At 51.4% G+C, this 23,033-nt stretch carries 21 protein-coding genes and 1 tRNA gene; 6 read left to right on the top strand and 16 right to left on the bottom strand.

What is annotated here, in order from left to right:
- The first annotated feature begins 60 nt into the window (after positions 1–60).
- Positions 61–2,169 (top strand): S9 family peptidase, encoded by a 2,109-nt coding sequence (locus IE073_RS00380; RefSeq protein WP_189579786.1) that lies wholly within the window; start codon positions 61–63, stop codon positions 2,167–2,169.
- A gap of 356 nt (positions 2,170–2,525) precedes the next feature.
- Here the strand turns inward: IE073_RS00380 and IE073_RS00375 are convergent, their stop codons facing one another.
- The 4 genes from IE073_RS00375 to IE073_RS00360 all read right to left on the bottom strand — a co-directional run bounded on the left by IE073_RS00375 (position 2,526) and on the right by IE073_RS00360 (position 6,163).
- Positions 2,526–3,233: an energy transducer TonB gene (locus tag IE073_RS00375; RefSeq protein ID WP_189579784.1), complete on the bottom strand. Its 708-nt coding sequence runs from the start codon at positions 3,231–3,233 to the stop codon at positions 2,526–2,528.
- Between the two features lie 173 nt (positions 3,234–3,406).
- Positions 3,407–4,915: a tetratricopeptide repeat protein gene (locus IE073_RS00370; protein WP_189579782.1), complete on the bottom strand. Its 1,509-nt coding sequence runs from the start codon at positions 4,913–4,915 to the stop codon at positions 3,407–3,409.
- A 189-nt stretch (positions 4,916–5,104) separates the two neighbouring features.
- Positions 5,105–5,755 (bottom strand): energy transducer TonB, encoded by a 651-nt coding sequence (locus tag IE073_RS00365; protein ID WP_189579780.1) that lies wholly within the window; start codon positions 5,753–5,755, stop codon positions 5,105–5,107.
- Positions 5,756–5,767: 12 nt separating this feature from the next.
- Entirely contained in the window at positions 5,768–6,163 is a 396-nt protein-coding gene (locus IE073_RS00360; RefSeq protein ID WP_189579777.1) for an ExbD/TolR family protein, read from the bottom strand.
- Here IE073_RS00360 and IE073_RS14195 point away from each other — a divergent pair.
- Positions 6,162–6,284 (top strand): hypothetical protein, encoded by a 123-nt coding sequence (locus IE073_RS14195; protein ID WP_267905555.1) that lies wholly within the window; start codon positions 6,162–6,164, stop codon positions 6,282–6,284. The genes IE073_RS00360 and IE073_RS14195 overlap by 2 nt on opposite strands.
- Here the strand turns inward: IE073_RS14195 and IE073_RS00355 are convergent.
- The 6 genes from IE073_RS00355 to IE073_RS00330 all read right to left on the bottom strand — a co-directional run bounded on the left by IE073_RS00355 (position 6,281) and on the right by IE073_RS00330 (position 10,734).
- Positions 6,281–6,700: an ExbD/TolR family protein gene (locus IE073_RS00355; protein ID WP_189579775.1), complete on the bottom strand. Its 420-nt coding sequence runs from the start codon at positions 6,698–6,700 to the stop codon at positions 6,281–6,283. The genes IE073_RS14195 and IE073_RS00355 overlap by 4 nt on opposite strands.
- 22 nt (positions 6,701–6,722) lie before the next feature.
- Positions 6,723–7,256 (bottom strand): MotA/TolQ/ExbB proton channel family protein, encoded by a 534-nt coding sequence (locus IE073_RS00350; RefSeq protein ID WP_189579773.1) that lies wholly within the window; start codon positions 7,254–7,256, stop codon positions 6,723–6,725.
- 34 nt (positions 7,257–7,290) lie between these two features.
- Positions 7,291–8,694, bottom strand: a complete 1,404-nt coding sequence (locus tag IE073_RS00345; protein ID WP_189579771.1) for a MotA/TolQ/ExbB proton channel family protein — start codon at positions 8,692–8,694, stop codon at positions 7,291–7,293.
- Positions 8,695–8,724: 30 nt separating this feature from the next.
- The gene (locus IE073_RS00340; RefSeq protein WP_189579769.1) at positions 8,725–9,486 is read right to left on the bottom strand and encodes a DUF3450 domain-containing protein; all 762 of its coding nucleotides are present in this window, start codon (positions 9,484–9,486) and stop codon (positions 8,725–8,727) included.
- A gap of 94 nt (positions 9,487–9,580) precedes the next feature.
- Positions 9,581–10,387, bottom strand: a complete 807-nt coding sequence (locus tag IE073_RS00335; RefSeq protein WP_189579767.1) for a DUF3450 family protein — start codon at positions 10,385–10,387, stop codon at positions 9,581–9,583.
- A gap of 273 nt (positions 10,388–10,660) precedes the next feature.
- Positions 10,661–10,734, bottom strand: a tRNA-Gln gene (locus tag IE073_RS00330).
- A 233-nt stretch (positions 10,735–10,967) separates the two neighbouring features.
- Between IE073_RS00330 and sppA the strand changes: the two genes are divergently transcribed.
- Positions 10,968–12,728, top strand: coding sequence for a signal peptide peptidase SppA (gene sppA, locus IE073_RS00325; RefSeq protein WP_189579765.1), 1,761 nt, complete (start codon positions 10,968–10,970; stop codon positions 12,726–12,728).
- A 508-nt stretch (positions 12,729–13,236) separates the two neighbouring features.
- Here sppA and IE073_RS00320 read toward each other — a convergent pair.
- Positions 13,237–16,428, bottom strand: a complete 3,192-nt coding sequence (locus tag IE073_RS00320) for a TonB-dependent receptor domain-containing protein (RefSeq protein WP_189579763.1) — start codon at positions 16,426–16,428, stop codon at positions 13,237–13,239.
- Between the two features lie 531 nt (positions 16,429–16,959).
- Here IE073_RS00320 and IE073_RS00315 point away from each other — a divergent pair.
- Positions 16,960–17,856, top strand: a complete 897-nt coding sequence (locus tag IE073_RS00315) for an MBL fold metallo-hydrolase (RefSeq protein WP_189579761.1) — start codon at positions 16,960–16,962, stop codon at positions 17,854–17,856.
- Between the two features lie 3 nt (positions 17,857–17,859).
- Here the strand turns inward: IE073_RS00315 and IE073_RS00310 are convergent, their stop codons facing one another.
- Both IE073_RS00310 and pdxH read right to left on the bottom strand, forming a co-directional pair.
- Entirely contained in the window at positions 17,860–18,726 is an 867-nt protein-coding gene (locus IE073_RS00310) for a DUF1499 domain-containing protein (RefSeq protein WP_189579759.1), read from the bottom strand.
- 11 nt (positions 18,727–18,737) lie between these two features.
- Positions 18,738–19,397 (bottom strand): pyridoxamine 5'-phosphate oxidase, encoded by a 660-nt coding sequence (pdxH, locus tag IE073_RS00305; protein ID WP_189579756.1) that lies wholly within the window; start codon positions 19,395–19,397, stop codon positions 18,738–18,740.
- 121 nt (positions 19,398–19,518) lie between these two features.
- Between pdxH and IE073_RS00300 the strand changes: the two genes are divergently transcribed.
- Positions 19,519–19,734, top strand: coding sequence for a DnaJ domain-containing protein (locus tag IE073_RS00300; protein WP_189579754.1), 216 nt, complete (start codon positions 19,519–19,521; stop codon positions 19,732–19,734).
- 17 nt (positions 19,735–19,751) lie between these two features.
- Here IE073_RS00300 and IE073_RS00295 read toward each other — a convergent pair whose 3' ends face one another.
- The 3 genes from IE073_RS00295 to IE073_RS00285 form a co-directional block, all read right to left on the bottom strand.
- On the bottom strand, positions 19,752–20,441 hold the full coding sequence (locus IE073_RS00295) for an SdpI family protein (protein ID WP_189579752.1): 690 nt from the start codon (positions 20,439–20,441) through the stop codon (positions 19,752–19,754).
- Positions 20,438–20,812 carry a metalloregulator ArsR/SmtB family transcription factor gene (locus IE073_RS00290; protein WP_189579750.1) on the bottom strand — a complete coding sequence of 125 codons (375 nt, stop codon included), beginning with the start codon at positions 20,810–20,812 and terminating at the stop codon, positions 20,438–20,440. The genes IE073_RS00295 and IE073_RS00290 overlap by 4 nt, the downstream gene beginning before the upstream one ends.
- A gap of 93 nt (positions 20,813–20,905) precedes the next feature.
- Positions 20,906–21,697 carry an SDR family oxidoreductase gene (locus IE073_RS00285; RefSeq protein ID WP_189579748.1) on the bottom strand — a complete coding sequence of 264 codons (792 nt, stop codon included), beginning with the start codon at positions 21,695–21,697 and terminating at the stop codon, positions 20,906–20,908.
- A 234-nt stretch (positions 21,698–21,931) separates the two neighbouring features.
- Here IE073_RS00285 and aroC point away from each other — a divergent pair, with 234 nt between their 5' ends.
- Complete coding sequence (gene aroC / locus IE073_RS00280; RefSeq protein ID WP_189579746.1) at positions 21,932–23,005, top strand: chorismate synthase; 1,074 nt, start codon at positions 21,932–21,934, stop codon at positions 23,003–23,005.
- The last annotated feature ends 28 nt before the right edge of the window (positions 23,006–23,033 follow it).

Raw genomic sequence — 23,033 nt, 5'->3', positions numbered from 1 at the left:
GTGACCCCTACACATGATGGTTCACCATCCCTATGTCGGACATCCGATAGGAGACTCTTGATGAAAATTCGCCCTGCCCAGCCCGTTCCCCTCGCGCAAAAGCGTCCACTGACCCAAACCCGTTTCGGCGTCGAATGGACAGATGATTACGCGTGGATGCGGGATGATAAATGGCAGACCGTCATGCGCGAGCCTGATACGCTACATGCCGATATTCGGGCACATCTTGAGGCAGAGAACGCCTATACTGAAACCGCCCTCTCTCCGCTTACAGCTTTGAAAGATAGTATTTTTTCAGAAATGAAAGGTCGCTTAGAGCCAACGGCGCGCGGCGTACCTATGCCGGATGGGCCTTACGCCTATTTTCATTTTTACCGCGAAGGTGACCAGCACGGCGTTTATGCGCGCCACCAGACAGCCGTGGAAACGCCAGAGGATGAAATCATTCTCGATTGTGACACGCTTGCCAAAGGGACAAAGTTCTTCGATCTTGGCGATGTCTCTCATAGTCCTGATCACAAATGGCTTGCCTATTCAGTCGATGATAAGGGTAGCGAAAATTATCAGGTTTTTCTGCGCGACCTTGAAACGGAGGAGGTTTCCGCAACAGGTATCGACAAATCCGCAGGCGCCTTGGTCTGGGCGGCAGATAATCGCACGCTGTTTTGGGTCGAACGCGATGAGAACCAACGGCCTTATGCCGTGCGATTCCGCGATGTGTTTGACGCCCAAGGCAAAACCCATACGGCCTATGAAGAACAGGACCCTGGGTTTTTCGTCAGCGTCGGCAGCTCGGACGATGAAGCCTTTATCGAAATTAGCGCCCATAACCACACCACAGGCGAGATTCACCGCATTCCGTCAGATGTTCCGCAAACCCCTCCTGTTTGTTTTGCACCACGCCAAGAGGGGATCGAATACAGCCTGAATGACGTTGGCGGGGTCACCTATATCCTCACCAATGCACCAGATGAACATGGCCAGACAGCCGTAGATTTTTGCATCATGACGGGGACGCCGGGCCAAACACATCACGATTGGAAGATTTACATCCCCCATAAACCAGGTCGGTTGATTTTGGGGATGGAAAGTTTTGCCAATTGGCTCGTTCGTCTTGAACGTGAAGACGCCCTGCCCCGCCTCGTCATTCGAAATATGACAACCCAAAACGAACATGCGATCGAAATGCCAGAAGCGGCCTACGGTCTCGGCATCAAATCTGGCTATGAGTATGCAACCGATACGCTGTATTTTTCCTACTCTTCGCCATCTCGCCCTGGGACGGTTTATCGCTATGATATGTCAACACGAAATCGCGAGACCGTTCGCGTCCAAACCGTGCCCAGTGGACATGTGCCAGAAAATTATCGCGTCGAACGCATTTCCATAAAAGCGCGCGACGGCGAAACTATCCCCGTCACCCTTCTCGCACGTCACGATGTGAAAACTGACGGCTCGAACCCGCTTCTGCTTTATGGGTATGGCTCTTACGGCATTACCATCCCGGCGAGTTTCCGTACAAACATATTATCGCTGGTGGATCGCGGCATGGTTTACGCCATTGCCCATATTCGTGGCGGTATGTCCAAAGGATACCAATGGTATCTGGATGGAAAAATGGAGAAAAAGATCAACACCTTCAATGACTTTGTCGATGCGGGTAACGCCTTATCCGCGCTGGGTTGGACGTCCAGAGGAAAGCTGGTCGCTCATGGTGGATCGGCAGGCGGATTGCTCGTTGGGGCCGCGCTCAATCAAGACCCAGATCTCTTCGCTGGCGTTATTGCCGCTGTACCCTTCGTCGATGTCCTAAATACGATGAGCGATACAGAACTGCCCCTGACGCCACCTGAATGGCCAGAGTGGGGAAACCCAATCACGGATGAAGACGCGTTTCACCGCCTGCGGAGCTATTCACCCTATGACAATGTCACTTCGCGGACCTATCCGCCTGCGTTAATCACGGGTGGTCTCACCGATCCACGTGTCACCTATTGGGAGCCCGCGAAATGGGCCGCTAAATTACGCGCGCATCAATCAGGCGATGCGCCGATTTTACTTAAAATCAACATGGATGCAGGCCATCAAGGCGAAAGTGGGCGATATGACAGCCTCAAGGAAACGGCATTGGAATATGCATTTGCTTTGGATTGTGTGGGTTTGAGCTAGGAACGAGTATGAGTGGGCACTGGTTTGCAAGTTTCGCATTTTTTTGAGACGCCGCGCGTTTTCGAAAACTCTGACAGTTCCAAATCTGCCCGGGTCCCCAATACCCTGACCGCCCGAAACTTAGATCGGGATGAGGCACGAATTCTACGATTTTTGTACGCGGCTTTTCCACGAATGGACACCCGCGATCAGGCTCATATCGCCTAGGCCGCGGCGGAAGCGCATAGGCTGCACGCGGTACCTCTGGCAGGCGATACCGCCTCACTTCAATTGTTTTCACGGCCTCGACAGGTTCCGCTGCATATCCAAGGGGTGAGAATAGACAGGTCACCAGGACGAGGCCGTAACGCCATGTTTTAAATGGCATTTGGAAGCGGCAATAGGCGACCGCGTTCATCCTTGAGTTCAAACTGAATGGTCGTCTGCAATCCCGCGCGCGATACAGGGCGTCCGTCCAATATCTTCGGGGTGTATTTCCATTTCTGAACAGATTTCACGCTTGCCGCCTTCAACTGGCTATTCGTGCATTCCAAAATACCGACGTTGAAAGGTTGGCCTTCTGCACTGATGTCAAAACTCACGCGGCAATAGCCTGAATAGTTGCCCTGAGAGAACCGTGCCGGGAACACCGGTGGAATACGTACAATCGGGGTGGGATCGCCATCGACGGGTATAAGGCCTCGCTCGCCAAATGGGATATCGATCGACTTTGGGTCGAAGGGCGTGATCCCGCCATCCACCACGATAGTGGGTAAGACTACCTCGGTCACTTTGATGATATCTAAGGTTGGAGGCGGTGGTGGGACTTCGACCTTTTTCAAAGGGTCGGGTCTTTGAATTTCAATTTCGGGCGGGATGTCATCCGGGACAGGATTGATTTCGAACGACGATGTCGCAACCTTATCCTGAGGCGTAAATTCTGTCGTAATGAGGTTCGCCATAGACGCCAGCAAGATTAAGGTCGCTGCGCCTGCGACTGGCATGACAGCCCAAAACCGTAAGGGCGTTATCCGCGAGTCCGCCTTGTCTTGTCTTTCTATGTTCTGTTTCTCAAAATCTAACATATGTCCTCCTATAGTTATATTATAACGTTATAATATAACTATAGCTTGATCAAGTCGTTTTTGAATATCCCAAAAAGAGCGACCTATTATTGGAATATGGATGGACTGGATTTATTGCGGGCATAAAAAAACCCAGCTCTGAAGCTGGGCTTTCTTATTAAATTTAGATCGACTTATTCTTCGATTTTGATCCGGAACTCGGAGTCATAATCCTCTTTATACTGTAGACAGACTTCGGCATCATCGAGTACCCATTCTCCAACAAAGACTTCCGCGTCATAGGCCTGCTTGATTTTCTGGTAGCAAAGCTCACGCTCAACGTTGCGTTCAAATTCGCAACGACGGTCAACCGCGTCTTTTTCCGCATTGATGAATTGAATCCATTTCCGAGCGTTACCGCGTTCGCGCGAACCATTCGGAACTTTCTCAAAAGCAGCGATAGCAGAAGCACGCGCCTTCGTAATCGGAGCTTCTGCCATTTGCGCATCTGTCATATCGCAATTCAAGCGGTCCAGAGTGTTGGTCGTATCATAGCGACAGTTCGCAATCAGCATCCACGATTTACCTGCATCATAGCCGCGATTAATCGCTTCGGTGAAAGCCTTTTCGGACTTCTGACAGGACCCTTCATTGTACAGCGCCTCGCCCCAATCCGCATAAAGTTTGGCTTCACCCGATTGCGTCGCAGCCGCTTCGAGAATTGGGATCGCACGCTTATACTCACGTGCTTGACGGAATAGACCTGATAATTGCTTGAGCTTATCTGGCGTACGCGCAATGCGGTTGGCATTCATCTCACGCTCAAGGATCTCAGCTGCTTGGTAAGGCATGTCGTAGAATGAATAATACTGCACGACCTTAAGCAGGTCTTGCTCCTCGCTCAATGCACCACCGAGATAGAGCATTTTCGTGACTTCAAATGCTTCTTGCTCACGTCCGCCATTGGCCAACATAGAAGCCCAAGCATCCCAGAGTGTCTTATCTTCCGGCCAACGATTGATCATCTGTTTAACGATGTCTGCCTGGCGACCCTGCATACCCAAGTTATTGAAGAGGAAGTTCAGCAGATCGAAATGCTTACGTTCTTTCGGATTTGCAGTGTTAAACCACTTTTCGGCCCAAGGTAGAGCGCGGCGATAATCTTCGGCTTGCACCCAAGCATTGACCAAAAGGTCGATATATTGCGGCTTTTGCTGACCGCCAGAATTCAAATAATTTTCAAGGCGTGTTGCCCCTTCGCGATATTGACCATTACCAATCATCAACTGCGCGATAACGACTTTGATATTGCCAACCTCGTCGGGAAGAAGTCCGCCAGCATTAATCGCATTTTCAAAATACTGCTGCGCTTCGACCGCGCGGTCTAGCTGATAGCTATACTGCCCTAGCATCTGATAGATCGTTGATTTCTCATATGCGTTAAGGCTCGGATCTGAAATGATACCCTGTAGGATCGAGACGGCGGCCTGGTTTTGATTACTATTGGCGAGCGTCAGCGCTTCATTGACCTTTTCCCCGGCCTTAGCTGAGAACTGACGGCCTTCTTCAGGTGTTTCTTGCGCCATCGCGACACCCGAGAGCGCTACAGTTGAAACACCTAACGTCGCAACGGCCAACAGGCTTGCGCCTAAGAGCGACGCCGCGCGTGTGCGCAATGATGTTTTTGTAATTTGGCAGGTCATGATCATTTCATCCTTGCTGTTCGGAGCTGGGTCGCGACGCGAAGTCCTTACCAGCCTAATCAAGCTAAACTATTCAAGCCTTTATGGACCCGACCGCACTTAGCTTTCAACGTGGTGAACCGCGACACACTGTCAGAGCGATCCACCGTAATTATTCAGGCTCAAGTAGAAAGAGCCTTAGAGAAACCTCTAATAACCAGACGGCAGTGGCATTTTGCGCCCGCGCTCGTCCTGAAGGTCAAAGCGAATAGTTGTTTCAACGCCACTCCGTGCAACGCCGCGGCCATCTACGATCTTAGGGTTGTACTTCCACTTTTGAACAGATTTAATCGTCGCGTTTTTCAATGAGCTCGATGTGCAGGTGTAGGCGTCAACGTTAAATGGCTGACCTTCTGGGCTCACATCAAAGCGAACCTTGCAATAACCGGAATTATTCCCTTGCAAAAAACGTGGCGGAAAGATCGGTGGGATACGAACCAATGGCTGCGCATCGCGATCTGAAACCGTAATCTTGAAATTAGAGGCATCAATCTTTGGAGACTCAAACTCTGGAACAGCACCTTCAATCGATGCGATCTTTTCAGTCGGCTTATCGGCTTTCGCACGCTCAATCTGAGGCGGCGGTGGCGGTGTGATCACCTTCTTAACGCGATCGATCTTCGTTTCGCGTTCAATAACCTTGATATCTTCAACTTTTGGATTGATTTCAAAACTTGCCGTTTCGCCCTTATCCTGTGGCTGAAACTCCTTAGAGATCAACGCCCGCATGGCGAGAAACAGAATAACCGTCAAAATAGCGGCGATGGGGGTAAAGACTAACCAGCGAACAGCGTTATTCATCTCTGTATCCTCTTATTCTGTACCGACACGGGTATTGATTTTCAGGTCCTGCATCAGTTCCTGGACAGACATGACAACGCCCACCTCTGCATCACGATCAGCCTTGATGATGGCTTCAGCCTTTGGGCTTTCGGCCAAGATAGACTGGATAATCGGACGAATTTCACTGATGTCGTAAGGACGCTTATCAATCCAAACTTCATTTTGAGCGTTCACCGCAACAAGAATGGTCGGCTTGACCTCCTTGTCTAGGGTCGCCTCAGGCTGACTTGGGTCAATGCCGGGCGTTTTTACGAAAACCGATGTCACGATGAAGAAAATCAGCAAGATGAAAACAACGTCCAACATGGGCGTCATGTTCAATTCGGTATCCTCTTCAGGGATTACTGTGCGACCGCGTCTTGCCATGATGTTACCTTATTACAAGTTGAGCGCAAATGCAAGCGCTTATGCGATATTATTACATTTCAACGATCGTGAGACCGGTGAGTTACGCCGCGCTGCGGACAGCGCGGTGCAAGAAATCTAGCCCGTATTTCGAACGATTTCGATCTTCGAGGGCAAGCCAGCTTGATCCAAACCATCTTTGATGAGGACCAAATTCTGATGCGAAGCCTTTTCATCCATACGTAGGATAACGGCGGCATTCGGCTTTTCCGCCAAAAGGCGCTCAACCGCGAGAAGTACGCGATCACACCCTGTTGAACGTCCGTCGACTGAGCAGAAATTACGACCATCAACATATACAGTGATGGCAGATGCGCCAGGCGGTGGAGGAACGTCGGATTCAGGCGGAGGCGGCGGTTGTGTAAGGTCAATCCCTTTTTCGTCGAGGAATGTCGCTGTCACGATGAAGAAGATCAGCATGATGAAGACAATATCCAACATTGGAGTCATGTCGACTTCGCCTTCGTCTCCACCCTGGGTACGGCGTGCGCGTCTCATAGTGTGTCCTTTCTAGAGCCGATTAGGCCGCAAAGCGAGCTGTTGACTCGTCGAGATCATTGGCAAACCGAGCTGTTTCACGGGCACTTATGCGGGGCAGAACCGTCGCAAAAATCAAACCCGTCAGCGCGACCATCATGCCGGCCATTGTTGGGATCGTGGCTTTAAAAACACCTCCCGCCATCAGACGTGCATTAGATGATCCAGAGAGCGCCATGACGTCGAAAACTTCGATCATGCCAGTCACCGTACCAAGAAGACCCATTAGAGGTGCCAGAGCAACAAGTGTCTTGATAATCCCGACATTTGCGCCAGTGCGCTCTTTCACTTGGCTAACAAGCTCATCTTTGATGGCGTCTGCACGCCAAGATGTTTTGTCGGTCCGAGAGTCCCACTCTGCCAGCAGGCGAGATTTTAGGGGCTTATGGGCGAAGAGATAATAGGCGAACCTCTCCAAGATGAACGTGAACATAAAGAATGCCAAGATCATGATGTAAAAGAGGATGTTTCCGCCGGTCCCCAGAAACTCCTGGAGACCGTTAAAGACATTTTGCATGGCTTAAGCCTTTCGTCTTTTGCGTTTACTGACCTTATGCGACCGAACCGGTACCCAGACCGCGTGTTTCCACGTGACGGGCAACGATACCAGCAGACTGCTCTTCCAGCGTGCCTTGGATCGACCGCGCCATTGAGGAACAGAAGCTGTGCAAGACGAGAAGCGGGATAGCGGCGTAGAGGCCAAGCATTGTCGTGACGAGCGCGACAGAGATACCGCCAGCCATCAACTGCGGGTCGCCTGTTCCGTAAATCATCATAGCTTGGAAGGTCTGGATCATACCTGTAACGGTACCCAAGAGACCCAAGAGCGGTGCAACACCAGCCAATAGTTTCAAGATATTCAGGCCAAATTCAAACTTAGGTGATTCACGCAAGATGGCTTCGTCAAGCTTGAGCTCGACCGTGTCAGCATCTTTATTCTGTGCACCTTCATAAGCCATCATAACGCGGCCCAAAGCATTGGACTTGGATGGTTGTGCTTTACGTTTCTGACCATTGATCGCCATTTTCGCAAGGAACAGGCGGACAATGTTGAAGAGACCGAACAACACGCCGAAGAAGGCCATAAGAATGATGAATTTACCGATGTTACCACCTTGAACCCAGTGACGCTCATAGAAGGACGGCACGCGCTCAAATGATTTCAACAATTCACCACGGGTTGGATCAAGTGGTGCATAAACAAGGCTGCCTGCAGACGCACTTGCGACTTTTGAAGCCGCGGCCGAAATCGGACCACCTGGCTGTTTAGGCAACTTCGTCAAAAGCGGCGCATCTTTAGCAGATTCTGCTGTCCGTGCGCTGTAGTCGAGGAATTCAGCACCGGCAGATGTGAAGACCGAGAACGGACCGACACGCGTTACTTTTTGCACGGCACCATCATCGACGTTTGCAACCGGCGCATCAAATTCAGCGACCTGACGCTGAGCTTTGATTTCGCCCAACATTGTTGTCCAGATGCTGTTAAGTTCTTCAGCGGAAGGAAGAGCTTTGGATTCGGCAATCGAACCCAAAACAGATGTCCGCTTTGGATACTGAGCTGTAATCAAAGAGTTATCGAGAAGCGCTTTAAATTCACCAGCTTTAGAACGGGCAAGACCAAACACTTCACCGAAGTCGCCTTGAGCCGCACGAAGTTCTTCTTCGAGGTTAGAGATTTGGGTGCGGTTGGATGCGAAAGAACGCTCAACGGTTGCCGCGCGAGCTTCAAGCTGGCGAAGTTCAGCTTGTGCTGCGCTTAGCAGAGATGTCTGCTGATCGGCACGCTGGCGGAATTCCGCTTCGCGTTGGCGATTTTCAGCTTCGACCTTTGATGCATTCTGACGAATGTCATTCAGAAGGGCATCGACCGAATTGATTTGAGCTGCGGCAGGAACTGCCGACAGCAGAAGGGCGGAACCGAACACGGTTGCCGTCACTTTTGAGATAAATTTCATTTTGACGCTCATGTTAATGATTCCTCTATTCTATTTGCCGGCCATGACGGGAGCATAGACCAAGCCCGGCGCGGCTTCGCCTTTAGCGATACGAATTGCCTGACGCATTTGGATACCATCGGCACCCTCTAGTGTTTTCCAGGATTTCGAAGGCAGATCATAAACTGCGATGTCTGACTCATCCTTCGATGTATATACCAGCGACGTACGACCAAAACGGATGAAGTTCACCACATTGCCCGGCATTGTCGGATGAGCACCCTCATATGAGTCGATACCCAAACCGTATGTCACTTCGATTTTGTAAGCATTCAACACACGACGATACTGCTCAGCAGGTGAGACATTTGGATCACCCAGAACGGATTTCACATTGTCGATCCGCGCAAGACGCTCATTCAAGTTGAACGGAAGGTCCGCTTTGATGCTGTCTTCCAAAGCCGCAGCCATTTTCAACATCATTGGGCTCATGCCCTGCTTGATCTGCTCAACTGTTCCCAGCTGACGACGCAGCGACTCAATCTCGCTGAGTTGTGAAGCGCGGAAGATGTCCTGCTGAGCGACGAAAAGCTCAATATTGTCTTTCTGCTGAAGCACGGCGCGATATTCGCGAATGGCGTTATCAGCCCGGTCATCGGCGGCTTCGACGCGCTGCTGAGACGCAGCGGCGGCAGCCGTGGAAGACTTCGCAATACTCAAGGCGGTGTCCAGCTGGGCATGTGCCGGAGCGGCAAGCAGTCCAACTGTTACACCGGCCAACATCAGGCGCTTGGCGATTGAAGATTTTAACATGGTTTCCTTCCAGGCTGCTTATGTTTGGCGATTTGAGCGTGTTGACCTAAGGCCTTGCACGTCACGAACCGCAATCGACTTGTACGCAGGACGCTTATTGCGCGGCTTGCACTTTAATTGGCGCTGTTACGACACCCGGGGCACTTTCGCCGCGCGCAATCCGCACCGCTCTACGCGCATTAATAATATCGCGGGACGCCAATGGCTCCCACGCATCAGCTTCTTTACTCCAACGAAAGCCTTCACGGCTGTCGAGATCAAGATAGATGAAAGACATACGACCAAAATGGACGTAGTTTCCGTCTTTGATTGTTTCTGAGATGGCTTCGAGCGTTTCGCCAGCCTCAAGCTTCTTTTGCTGATCGCTAGAAAGGTTGCACGTCGGAGACGCGGTATCTTCTACGCAAGCCGCGAGACGCCGCCCTGGCTGAAGCGGATGATCACCCGTGTAGGCGGAAATGGTGTAGCCGTAATTCGCCTCAACATCGTAAAGTGTGATGGCACGACGGAACAAGTCGGAGTCGCTGTAGCTTTCGTCTGCTAGTTTCTCGCGCAGGCTATCCAGACGCGCATAACGTTCCTCTTTGCGGAACGGCAAGTCAGACTCAATAACTTTTTCAATCTCGGCCGTCATACGGGTCACGATGCCACGAACGGCTTCTTTGGTCTGAGGAACAGTTTCGAGCTGCTGGCGAATACTTGCCATTGAAGCTTCTTGCTTCTGCAACATTACTTCGCGCTGCGCCGTTGCGAGCTTCACATTTTCGATCTGATCGAGGATCGCCGAAAATTCTTTTGCCTTCATGTCGGCGTCCTGTGCGCAAGCAAAGCCAGGCAGAGCCAGCTGGACACTCGTCATGAGGCCAATGCAAATCGCAATACGGGCGGTCGTTTTGTTCACCACTCAGGTCCTCCAATTACTCGTTCGCGCACTTAGCGGCGCGTTATCGAAATCCCGCTTACACGGGCATTTTTTATTAATCAATCATTACAGCGATTGGAGTGCAAGGCATTTTACGCGCTTTTTGGCACTCAAGCTCACTTTTATTATGTGATAAAGTAACATGAACACCCCGACTTGTCCACAGACGAGGCAAAATCAATACAAAAAAGAGGACAGCCCCAGAAGGGGGCATAGGAATCAATGGGTTACACATTGATCATTTGAAGGACATGGTTGGGGCGGCTGGGGTCGAACCAACGATCACGGGATCAAAACCCGATGCCTTACCACTTGGCTACGCCCCAATATTACATGTCCAATCAGGCGTGAGCGGCTCCATAATAGGCAGCTAGCTTTAACGCAACAGGTTAAGTTCAAAAAAAGTCAGCGAGACCACTTTCGTCGCATTTGTTCCAGATATTCTGGCCTTAGGCGAACTGTTAAAAATAAAATTCTAGCCCTTGCGAGTAATTTCTTATCGTTTAACAACAAATACTACACCTCAATACTTTTAGGCTCACAGAACGGATCGAATCGCATGCGTCAGTTTTTCATCACAGTAGCAGGTACAATTGCTGGAATTTTCGGCTTTTTCGTTTTACTGATTGTTATCTTCATGTTCTTTGGCCTGCTAGGTTCTTTGGGGTCCATCAATCAAAAGACACCCGACCGCGTCCTCACTATGGATTTGCGTCAGCCCTTTATTGATCATTCGGTCGGCGAAAGCTTGTTTGGGGGCAACCCCAAATCAGTGGTTGATACAGTTTATGCGCTGCACCGCGCCAAGGACGATGATTCGGTCAAAGGTGTCTTTATCCGTGCTGAGAACTTTGGAATGGCGCCGGCCAGCGCTGAGGAGCTTCGTCTCGCCCTGCTCGATTTTAAAGAATCAGGCAAATTCGTGATCGCCCATGCGCAAGGTTTTGAAGGCACCTCCCCGATGTCCTACCAAGCTGTGTCCGCAGCAGATGAGATTTGGATGCAAGATACAACGGGGTTCGCGGTCTCTGGCATGCGCTCCGAGACAGAATTCCTGGGCGGCGTTATGGAGAAATTCGATGCCGACCCCGAGTTCTTCCAATTTCACGAGTATAAGAATGCTGTGAACTCCTACACGGAGAAGGATTTCACCCCTGCCCATCGTGAAGCCACGACGAGCTACCTCACTTCCATTTTTGACAATGCCGTAGCGCAAATTGCGGAAGACCGCGAGATGAGCGTCGCGAGCATTACAGACGTGCTGATGACTTCGCCTCACAGTGCAGAAGACGCCATGGCGGCAGGCATGGTCGATAAACTCGGCCAACTTGCTGAGGCAAAAGACTATGTCCGCAAGAAGACAGGCAATGATAAGATCGCCTTTCTGAGCCTCAGTGATTACGGCCCTGGTACCACAAAGGGTGAGAGCACAATCGCCTTCATCGGCGGGCAAGGCGCCGTCTTGCCGGGTCAATCCTCAGGCGGCTCCCTCTTTGGAGGCGGCATCTCAATGGGCGGTGATACAGTTTCGGACGGCTTTGACGCCGCGTTGAAAGATAAGAAGGTGAAAGCCATCGTCTTCCGTGTCTCCTCCCCAGGTGGCAGTCCCGCAGCCTCGGATCAAATCCTTGCAGCCGCTGATCGCGCCCGCGATGCTGGCAAACCCGTTGTCATTTCCATGGGTCAATACGCGGCTTCTGGCGGTTACTACGTTGCCGCGCATGCCGACCACATCGTTGCCCTCCCCCAAACAATCACAGGCTCTATTGGTGTCTTTGGCGGTAAGGTTGCATTGGAAGGTACATTTGCCAAAGTTGGATATAACATTGAAGGGATCACAGTCGGCGGCGAATTCGCAGGTGCCTACTCCGCAGACACGCCTTTCTCACCAAGTCAGTCCGAAGCTTACCGAGGTCAACTGCAAGACATCTATGATGATTTCACCCAGCGCGTTGCAAATGGACGCGACCTTCCGCTCGAACGAGTTCAAGAAATCGCAAAAGGTCGCGTTTGGACGGGAGCTCAAGCCAAGGAGATTGGGCTCGTCGACGAGCTTGGCGGCATCATGACAGCAATCAATGCGGCTAAAAAGCTGGCCGAAATTGATGCAGACGAAGACGTACGCATTAAGATCTTCCCCCGACAGAAGACAGTTGAGGAACAGATCGAAGACCTGTTCACTGGGTCGGCACAAGTCGCTGAAGACGTCAAAATCTTGCGCGAAATCACTGCGCTGCCAGAGGTGCAAGCCGCCCTGCGAGCTCGCAATTCCGCGCGTTTCGGTCAGGAAATGAAAGCCGATATCCCAGAACTACGTTAGACTCTAACGGCTTTACCAACGCGAGAAGCGGCCTTCCCGCTTTTCATAGCATTATCTTTAAACCGCGCGACGAAAGTCAGCGCGGTTTTTTTATATCAAGGCTGCGTGCCGACATATAGATCAAGGTTTGGGGCCAGCCATTGCCCTGCGCGTTTTGCGATATGACCTAATGGTGTAAAAAATTAAGCCCCTCGCCCCATCAGAAGATAAAATTGCACCTAGAACGCCCTGGGGCGTCCAAACTCAACCAGTTTGCGCTATGTGAAGGCTGACACCGCATTAACGGTCACATGCTGCCTTCCCCTCACAGTTGAGCGCGGGCGTGCCTCCATAATTAGGCCCAAGTTAGCCCAGACGCCTGTGGATCCTATTGGTTCAACATATTGAGGTGTCACGCGTATCTCCCCGTTTTGCAAACCCACGCCCTAAGACTGCAGTCTCCGTCTCATACGCATAAAAAAAGCCGCCCCGAGGGGCGGCTTTCGAAACTCTTATCTGGTGCGGGTCTCTAGAAAGTGACGTTCGCACCGATGAAATAACGACGACCAAAGAAGTCAAAGATGTTGTTTTCGGCAAAGCCTGGAGGCGTTTTGTCGAAGACGTTAACAACACCAGCGCGAAGGCCGACTGTGTCTTTGATTGTGTACTGAGCCGAGAAGGAATGCTCATCGAAGCTACCAGTTTTGTTGAAACCAGCTGTTTCCGATGGATCATCAATACGACGACCGCCAACGTTGTTGTTTGCGTCAAACAGGTTGTTGCGACGATCGAAGACTTGCATCGAATTCGTCCAGTTCAAGCTGTATGTCAGAGCCAAATCTTTGATTGTGTAAGTTGTATCAAAGTTGAAGCGAAGCTCTGGGATACCAACAAAGTTGCGGTTCTCAACAAAGCTTGTGTCATCCAATGGATCACTCTGGCTTGTTTGGGACAGCAAACGTGTACCCTGTGTCGAGATACGGATATCGCCCAAATCATCAGACGTTCCGAAGATGTCGCCAAGGTCACGTGTGTAGACAGCTTGGAAATCAATACCTTCTGAACCGAACGAACCAATGTTCACTGGCGCGCTGAGGAAGTTTGTGACTTCGCCCTGAGCGTTACGTGTGATCAAGTTACAGAAGTTCGCATCTGGAGCGGCACCATCAACACAATTGTTGAGAATTCCGTTGATGGACAAGTTTGCAACAGCATCTTCAATTTCGATGTTGAAGTAATCAAGCGCAACGATGAACCCAGGGAAGAAATCCGGTGAGAAAGTCAAACCTGCAAAGTAGGATGTCGACTCTTCTTGTAGGATGTCTGGGTTACCCGCGATTGTACCTGCAACCGAAATGTTCCGGCTGTTTGGTGAAACTTCGTTCCGGTCAAAGCCGACTGGAACACCAATCGCCGCACAGTTGGCTGCACGTGTTGCTGGACCAAGATCGATGTTGATAATGTCACAAGGGTCATTGATTTGCGCGAACGTTTGCGACGCAGCTTGGAAAAGTTCACCGATATTGGGTGCACGGATCGCAAGAGCATAACCACCACGGAAAGACAGATCGTCATATGGCTCCCACTCAGCACGAGCGGAATAAGTTTCTGTGGAACCGATTGTGGAGTAGTCTGAGAAACGAAGTGAACCCGTTGCAGATAAGCTCTTGAAGAAAGGCTTATCTGTAATGAGTGGCACTTCAACTTCGCCGTAAACTTCGAAGACATCGAATGAACCGACAGTTGGCTCAATAACGTTAGCAAAAGTGTTTGCGTTCAATGGCAGTTCATCAGGAGCCGTTTCGGAGAACTCATCACGATACTCAAGGCCAGCCGCGAACAATGTCGGACCCGCACCCCAGAGATCAACAAGATCGCCTGTGAGGTTAGCCGTAATCTGGACTTGTTCTTGTCTGAATTTGTCATTCAAGTCCGCAGAGATGTAATCCAGAGCTTCGTCAGAGATAGCACCTTCACCGAAGATTGAGAATGGCACACAGGTATCGATCGTTTGCTGAGAGATCGCACCGATTGAGTTGAGCGCAGTCGACTCACCCGCTTCGTCAAGGAATTGAACCCGGCAAACAACGTCGCCAAGCGCAAAGCGTCCAGCGTTACCGCCAGCAGCTGCGATTTGGTTCAGGTCATCTTGGTTGATGCGGATCGCATCAGCGCCAGCGAAGAAGTTATCGTTCAAACGTACGTTCAACTGACGGTTAACAGTTTCTGTCCGGCCGAAGTTGAAGTTTACGTCCCAAAGCCAGTTTTGGCTCTCGTCAAAGAAGGATGTGAATTCACCCTCAAGACCCGTGACGACGCGGAACAATTCACGTGTCGCGTCCTGCGAGCGGTTAAATTCAGCTTGGAAACGCTGTACGTCAGCAAGACCAAAAGCGCCTTCAATCGCTGCGCCAGCAGCTGGATCTAGATAGGCGTTATCAGTGGCAGTGAAATAGCTGCGACCGAAACGACCTGGGTCGAGAACACGATCACCGCCAGAGGACGTACCGATTGCGTTTGGTGTTCCGCCACCGAAGAAGCTCGGCTGGAACGACGTTTGCGAACGGCTGCGTGAATAACGGCCTTCGACGTAGTAGTTTACATCTTCAAATACTTCGTAGTTGAAGCGCGCCATCATGTTTACAGTATCGTTCTTTGGAGTGAGTGACTGTGACAAGCCGTTCAAAGTTGTACCATCACCATTGATGAGTGTGCTGCTTTGACCTTCGCGAGTTCCGCCTGCACGTGGATCTTCACCCAAGTTGAATGGGATCGCAGTTCCATCTGGCGCGAAAGTAATGCGCGTACCATTTGGGTTGACCGCGCTTGGCGCGAAAATCTGAAGGACACCAGCGTCATTGATGATATCAAGCGTACCGTTTTCGAAAAGACCGAAGTTCGGGTTTCCATCTGGCGTGCGGATGGCCGTGTCAGAGTTTTCATCGTCGTCAATACGAGCGAAGAAACGGTTGCGCTCAAGGAAGTCAACTTCGCGGTTACGCAGTTCTTGCGTGGTACGATATTCCATAGCGAGGAATGCGTTACCTTTGTCGTCATCAAAGTTGCTGCCGATCATACCGGACATGCGGATACCATCGTTGAAGCCATTTTTGTCTTCAGCATAGGAACCATCAAGCTCGATACCGTCAAAATCGCGTGTCGTGATAAAGTTCACAACACCAGAAACCGCATCAGCACCATAAAGGGAGGATGCGCCACCAGTGACAACTTCTGTACGGTCAATCGCGATGAATGGGATTGTACCAACGTCAATCGCGGCCGTACCGCTGGATGAAGCGACTTGGCGCTTACCGTCGATCAAAACGAGTGTACGCTGTGTACCCAAGTTGCGAAGGTTCAAAAGGTTCAAACCCGCTGCGTTCAATACCGCACCTGTCGTATCATCAGGAACCTGAGAACCTTGAAGCGCCGGGATATCGGAAAGGAAGTCAGCAATGTTGTTGAAGCCAGAGATATCAGCTTGGTCTTGATCGATAACTGTCAATGGCACGGGTGCTTCGCCGATTGTGCGGCGAATACGCGAACCTGTGACAACGATTTCGTCTAGCGCTTCGTCTTCTTCAGCTTCGTCAGTTGTTTCAATGACGGGTTCAAAATCGTCATTATTGTCCTGCGCATATACTGGCGCGGCGAAACTGGCTGTGGCCAGTCCTGCAATCATAGTCGATTGCAATAGATACTTCTTTATCGTGTCATTCACGTTGGAACCCCTTCCGAACATATGGTTATGCGGACAAGCCGCACTTACCGCCGTTAAAGAAGACTCGGACCGTCGCTTCAAGTCACGTGTGAACAAATCGTAAGAATTTTCTGCCATTTGGCGATTTGTGTGACATTTTTGTCACCGAATTCACCAAAGCAAGTTATCTGAGATCAAATTCTGGGCGTTAGGCCTGCAGAAAGAACGCCTCAGCTGAAAATCGCTCAGAAAATCTAGGCACCTTCACGTGCATTTATTCCACCAGCACGTACCGACAGATTCGCGAGAGAGCCCAGAGCATTGAGATCTGAACCATCACAATTAATTTTCAAAATTGGAAAAATTCAACAGAAAATCCAATTTTTCTAGGGGCGATTATTCTAACCGACCAAGACTAGACGGGGCGCTTTTTATCGTTGACAGGACTAAAGTCGCTATTGAATTTCCCTCGCTATGAAAAACAGGGAGACATCGAGCGCAATTACAACCCCGTGACTTTGCGGGCTATAGGTCACTTTCGGAGCTCCCGTCATGAGTATTCCCTTCGTCAAAAGTTTTGACTTTGAATATGGGGTTTGCACGCAGGTCAGCCCGCTAGTCCAACGCGTAATCGCAGATAACCCCGGACCGTTCACCTATACAGGAACGGGAGTTTACATCATTGGCGACCAAAATGTGTGCGTGATCGATCCAGGTCCGATATCGCCTAACCATGTCGAAGCGCTGGACCGCGCCCTTGAGGGCCGAACCGTTACACATGTCTTGGTGACCCATCACCATGCGGACCACAGCCCTTTGGCCCGCCCACTTGCCGCGAAACATGGCTGCGCGGTTTATGGGTTTAGTGTTCACTCTGCGGAGGCAGCTGAGAGCGACGTCACGTTAGAAGCAGGTCATGATCTAAGTTTTAAGCCCGACGTGGAAATAAGAGACGGACATATCCTCGAAGGTGACGGTTGGACGATAGATACCCTGCATACGCCGGGTCACACCTCTAATCATCTTTGCTTTGGCCTACGTGAGGAGAACACCTTGTTCTCTGGTGACCATATCATGGGTTGGTCGACCTCAGTTGTCGTTTCGCCAGATGGTCATATGGGCGATTATCTGCGCAGCCTAAACCGCGTCTTAGAACGCAATTTTGATATTATACGCCCGACCCATGGGCCCGAAATTCGCGATGCCAATCGCTTCGTCCAAGCTTATATTGACCATCGTTTGGCGCGAGAGGCGCAAGTATTGGAGGCCATTCGCGCTGGGCACAGTCAGATCATGGATATTGTCATCGCGCTTTATCAGCATGTCGACAAACGACTTCACCCAGCGGCTGCGCACTCCGTTCTCTCCCACATCATCTATCTTCGGGAGACAGGCAGAGTGAGCTCTGATGGCCCTGACGGATTAGGTCAGAGCTATCGCGCGCTTTAAGGTTTATTTTGCGAGACGATCTAAGAACGCTTTCACACGCTCTGCGTTTTTCCCGAGGTCTGATCCGCCAATGCGAGAGATCGAACGCACATCCACAATTGTTCCGCCGCCCTTTCCATCGCGCAGGCGGATTGTGATATCATCTTCAAAACCATACCAGAATGTCGTGTCAGTGGCATCAATACGGCCGGCTGCGAGGTCTTCTTCTTTTATGTCCCAACCCATTGATTTCGCCGTGGCGAGGGCTTCGCCAAAAACGACATCTTTTGGGTCGCTCAAAACGAGTGGACGAATTTCGGGAAAAGCCTTTGTTTGCAATACAGAAACCAGCTTTTCACCTGCGGGTTTTTCGTCCTTAAAGACGGGGGCCATTTTGCCCGCATAATCGGTCGTGTTGACGCCTTTGACTTTAGCACGTTCGCCCATGACGACTGTGCCGAAGACGGGCGGGTCTTGAGTATCTGTCGTCACATCGTGAATGAACGGTAGCTCAACATAGACCGCGTTTTTGGTAGCCGCCAATTTGCCCAGGGCAAAGCCCCCGATCAAAAGCCCAATGACACCAGCGACCAACCCTTTGCGTGGAGTCACGACAAATGCCAAAATCAGACTAATAAGCCCGAAGACACCGCTGAGCATGGAAAGCCAAAGGCCCGCTTTTTGATTGAGCGTACGAAACGCAAATCCAAGATCAAATAGGCCAAGTTTGTAACCAATCGCCGCAACCGCGAAGACGAGCGGCACGAGAATAATCAACGCCCATGTCAGCCGATTTATCCAACTCCGTAAATTCCTTCGCTTTGCGCCGCTTTCTTTTGGCAGGATTGCAATATCATTTGCAGGTTCAGGCGTGTTGATTGGGTCGGCCATAGCGTCGTTCCTTATGGATAGAGGCGTGTTTTGGTCCAACCGCCCGCATTCTGGCGTTTGAATAGAATACGATCATGCAAACGGAAAGCCCCATCTTGCCAGAATTCAATTTCGTCTGGCGCGACGCACCAGCCGTGCCAATGCGGCGGACGCGGGACATCTGTATCGGCAAATCGCGCTTCAACGGCTTCGACTTGATCTACCATCGCCTCACGCGATGCCACTGGCCGCGATTGATCCGACGCCCAAGCCCCAATTCGAGAGCCCCTCGCCCGTTCCGCGAAATAGCTATCAGACTCTGCGTCTGAAACAGGTGTCACCGCTCCACGCACGCGAATTTGGCGATGCCAGCTTTTCCAATGAAAACAGAGTGCTGCTTTTCCCGTTTCGGCTAATTGTCGTCCCTTAGGGCTTTTCCCATTCGTGTAAAATACGAACCCCGTTTCGCTCAGGCCTTTGAGCAAAACGATCCGCACATCGGGCATCCCGTTTGCGTCCACAGTCGCAAGGCTCATGGCGTTGGGGTCATTGGGTTCCGTCTCTCCCGCCTTCGCTAGCCATTTTTGAAACAACGAAATCGGCTCGTCAGCTTCAAGCCATCCCATTTTGCGTGGGCCATTATCGAGATAATCCGCGCGGCTGGGTGTAGGGGGAATGATAGAATCTGTCATAATTTCTGCAAATAACCCAAAATTAACCATGCCTCTTGGCAAGCTGTTAAGGCCTAGCTGGTTGATTAGAGAAAATTAAGCATGAATTTCAACCATGCCTTAAGAATGGGAAATTTGTCACATGACACGTCAGCACGCCCTCCTTACCCTCGGCTTGTCAATGAGCGCCCGCGAAAGCGATATCCGCGCGGCTTGGCGCAAAAAGGCTAAGTTTTTTCACCCTGACAGCCCCTATGGAAACGTCACAGCTTTCCTTCAGGCCAAGGATGCGTTTGAAACGCTGATCCCGCCTGCCCCGCAGGCTATTCGCGTGCGCGCTGGTGGGCGAGCTTTTTAAGGCAAACGCCGCCGCGCCTACTTGGCCGACGAAATTCTGTAGGAATAAAACACAGGCACCAGTGACCCGATCAATATCGCAGCGGTGAAGACCATTCCGCTTAACAAGAGCGGCAAGAATATCGAAGAGAGCAGCGCCACTAATCCAGCGCCCATCATCATTGGCCCGGCCATACGATGCGTCCGCTCCCAATTATCTGTCGAGGCGAGGCTCCAAGGGGTTCGGATCCCGACCACGCCATTCTGCCGCGTTTTCGGCATATAATTTCCCAAAATCATAAAGAGCATGGCGCTAAACGCTAAAATACCGCGCGTAAAAATCAAGAAAACCTGACCCGACGGCTCACCTGCGCCACCGTCTCCAGCTTGTATCAAAACCCATCCCAAAATAAGCGCGATCGCTACGAATATGCCGACTGTGCCCAACCAAATCCCAAGATATAACCCGCGAAATTTGGCCAATTCCTCTTGCAAGCCGGGCGTCAATAATAGCGCAGCAAGCAATCCACTCGTGAATATGGCCGTTCCAATCAGTATCCAAAAAACAAGCATGGCTTCAGACGGAGTGGCGTATCCGTCCACTTCCCCTTGCGCGTTCCAATGGATCGGGACTTGCGTGGCGTCGGAGATATCAACTTGCACATAGAGCGCCATCGCCACCATCACGCCGATAAGAAAAGTACTCCAAATCAAACCTGTGCGGATCATGTCCGTCTCCTTTTCGTCGCGTCTAAATCTTCCCGCTTGGCGTCATGTTTTGCGTCAGAGTGCTTCGTTTCGAATTTTGTCTCACTTTGGAATGCTTCAGGTTCCGCCGCGCTGACGCCTGCTAGACCTAACAGGATTGCGGCCGCGTCTTGCACAACCGAAGTGTTTAAACGGTAGAGGATTTGATTGCCATTGCGCTCAGTGATGACGAGGTCAGCCTCCTTGAGAACGGAGAGGTGTCGGCTGACGGTTGGCCAACTCACGTCAAACATGTCCGCCAAATCCCCGGCAAGGCGGGCATCGGCGCGCAAAATTGAAAGCAACTCGCGACGAAGGGGATGGGCCAGAGCTTTGAAAACGCTGTTTTGCATAATTGCTAATTAGCGATATTGCTAAACGAGGTCAATCTAGAAGAAAAAAAAATTCCGACCAGAGGCGCAACCCCTACCCCAATTGGCCGTCCGCTATCCCGGTGCCGCAGCTGACCCCGCCAGAATACCCCCATCGATGGTTAGCTCTGAACCAGTCATATAGGTCGCATCATCCGATGCGAGGAGGACCGCTAAGGCTGCCACTTCTGAGGGCTGGCCAAACCGACGCAACGGCGTGTCCGCCACAAAGGCAGCTTCACGCGCCTCTCTCTCAGGCCCATCGCCCAGCATCGGTTCCCACATCGGCGTCATGACCGCAGCGGGATGAATTGAGTTGCACCGAATAGCGAGCCCTTGCCCTGCGCAATATAAGGCGACCGATTTCGTGTGGTTGCGAATGGCGGCTTTAGACGAGGCATAGGCTGCGGCCATGGGAATACCGACCATGCCAGATCGCGAGGAAATGTTGATAATTGACCCGGTTTTTTTTGCCCGCATGGCGCGAATTGCGTAGCGACAACCCAAGAAAGTCCCGTCTAGATTGACGGCGTGAACGGCTCGCCACGCGTCTAAGCTCGCATTCTCAGGATCATGGGCGGGCGGCGCGATGCCGTCTGACGTTTCAAACCCAGTTATCCCTGCGTTGTTGACAACAACGTCAAGCGTGGGGACCTCTTCGGCGAAGCGGAGCCAATCGGCTTCATCCGAAACGTCCAGTCTGAAAAAGCGTGATTGGAGTTCCTTGGCAAGTGCCTCGCCTGCCTCCACATCCACGTCTGTCAGAATGACCGTTGCGCCCTCGTCTTTAAACGCCCGCGCGATCGCTTCACCAATGCCGCGCGCAGCCCCCGTTACGAGACATGTTTTCCCTGTTAGTTTTTTCATAATTAAAGTCTTTGGAAAATTTGGAAAAGTTTAGGTGCTCATCCGCCTGCGCGGGACACCTTCTGATACTGGTTCCGCGTTAGCGGTGTCAGTTGTTCATTAAACCAATTCCAATTCTGTTCCCTACTCGAGTAAATCCGCACGGACTAAGAGTCAATAAACGCGACAATCGCCAGAAATTCTCCCGAATTTCCGCCATAGCCAAATGCGACATCGAGCGTTAAAGACGCGCCCATGTCACATAATAGCTTTGGTCATTTATTCCGCTTCACGACGTGGGGCGAAAGCCACGGTCCCGCCATTGGCTGTGTCGTTGATGGTTGCCCGCCGCGCATTCCCTTGACGGAAGCCGATATTCAGACCTTTCTCGACCAGCGTCGCCCCGGTACATCGCGTTTTGTCACCCAACGCAATGAACCTGACGCGGTAAAAATCCTCTCGGGTGTTTTTGAAGGCCAGACAACGGGAACGCCAATTTCGCTGTTGATTGAAAACACGGACCAGCGTTCCCGCGATTATTCCGAAATCAAAGACCGCTATCGTCCCGGCCATGCCGACCTCACCTATGACGCGAAATATGGCATTCGCGATTATCGTGGTGGCGGGCGAAGTTCTGCGCGCGAAACAGCCAACCGTGTCGCCGCAGGCGCAATTGCCCGCAAAGTTCTAGGTGATGGCATCGAAATTCGCGGTGCGGTTGTCTCTATTGGCGATCAGAAAATTGACGCGTCCAATTGGGATTGGGACACAGTCCCGCAAAACCCATTTTGGTGCCCCGACGCCGAAGCCGCTAAAGACTGGGAATCCTATCTCGATAGCGTACGCAAAGACGGCAACTCGGTCGGCGCAATTATCCATGTGGAAGCGACAGGCGTTCCTGCAGGTTGGGGCGCGCCAGTTTACGGCAAACTCGATAGCGACCTTGCGATGGGTTTGATGTCCATCAATGCCGCCAAAGGTGTTGAAATTGGCGCGGGCTTTGAAGCCGCGCGGTGGAGCGGTACACAAAACGCCGATGAAATCCGCATGAAAGACGGCGCACCTGATTTCTTGAGCAATCACTCTGGCGGAATTTTGGGCGGTATCTCCAATGGTGATACGGTCACAGCGCGCCTCGCGATTAAACCGACCTCCTCTATGCTGACCAAAGTTAAAAGCATCGATGCCAAAGGCCAAGAAATCGACGTGCGCACGAAAGGTCGCCACGACCCCTGCGTCGGCATCCGCGCCGTACCCGTCGCCGAAGCGATGATGGCCGTAACGCTAGCCGATCATATGCTGCGCCATCGCGGGCAGATGGGGTCATAAAGACTGAAGATGAGTATGGTATTCGCGA

The sequence above is a fragment of the Litorimonas cladophorae genome (assembly GCF_014652455.1).
Classification (GTDB): domain Bacteria; phylum Pseudomonadota; class Alphaproteobacteria; order Caulobacterales; family Maricaulaceae; genus Litorimonas; species Litorimonas cladophorae.
The sequence above is the reverse complement of the archived record's forward strand: the minus strand, read 5'-3'. Positions and strand labels throughout refer to the sequence as shown.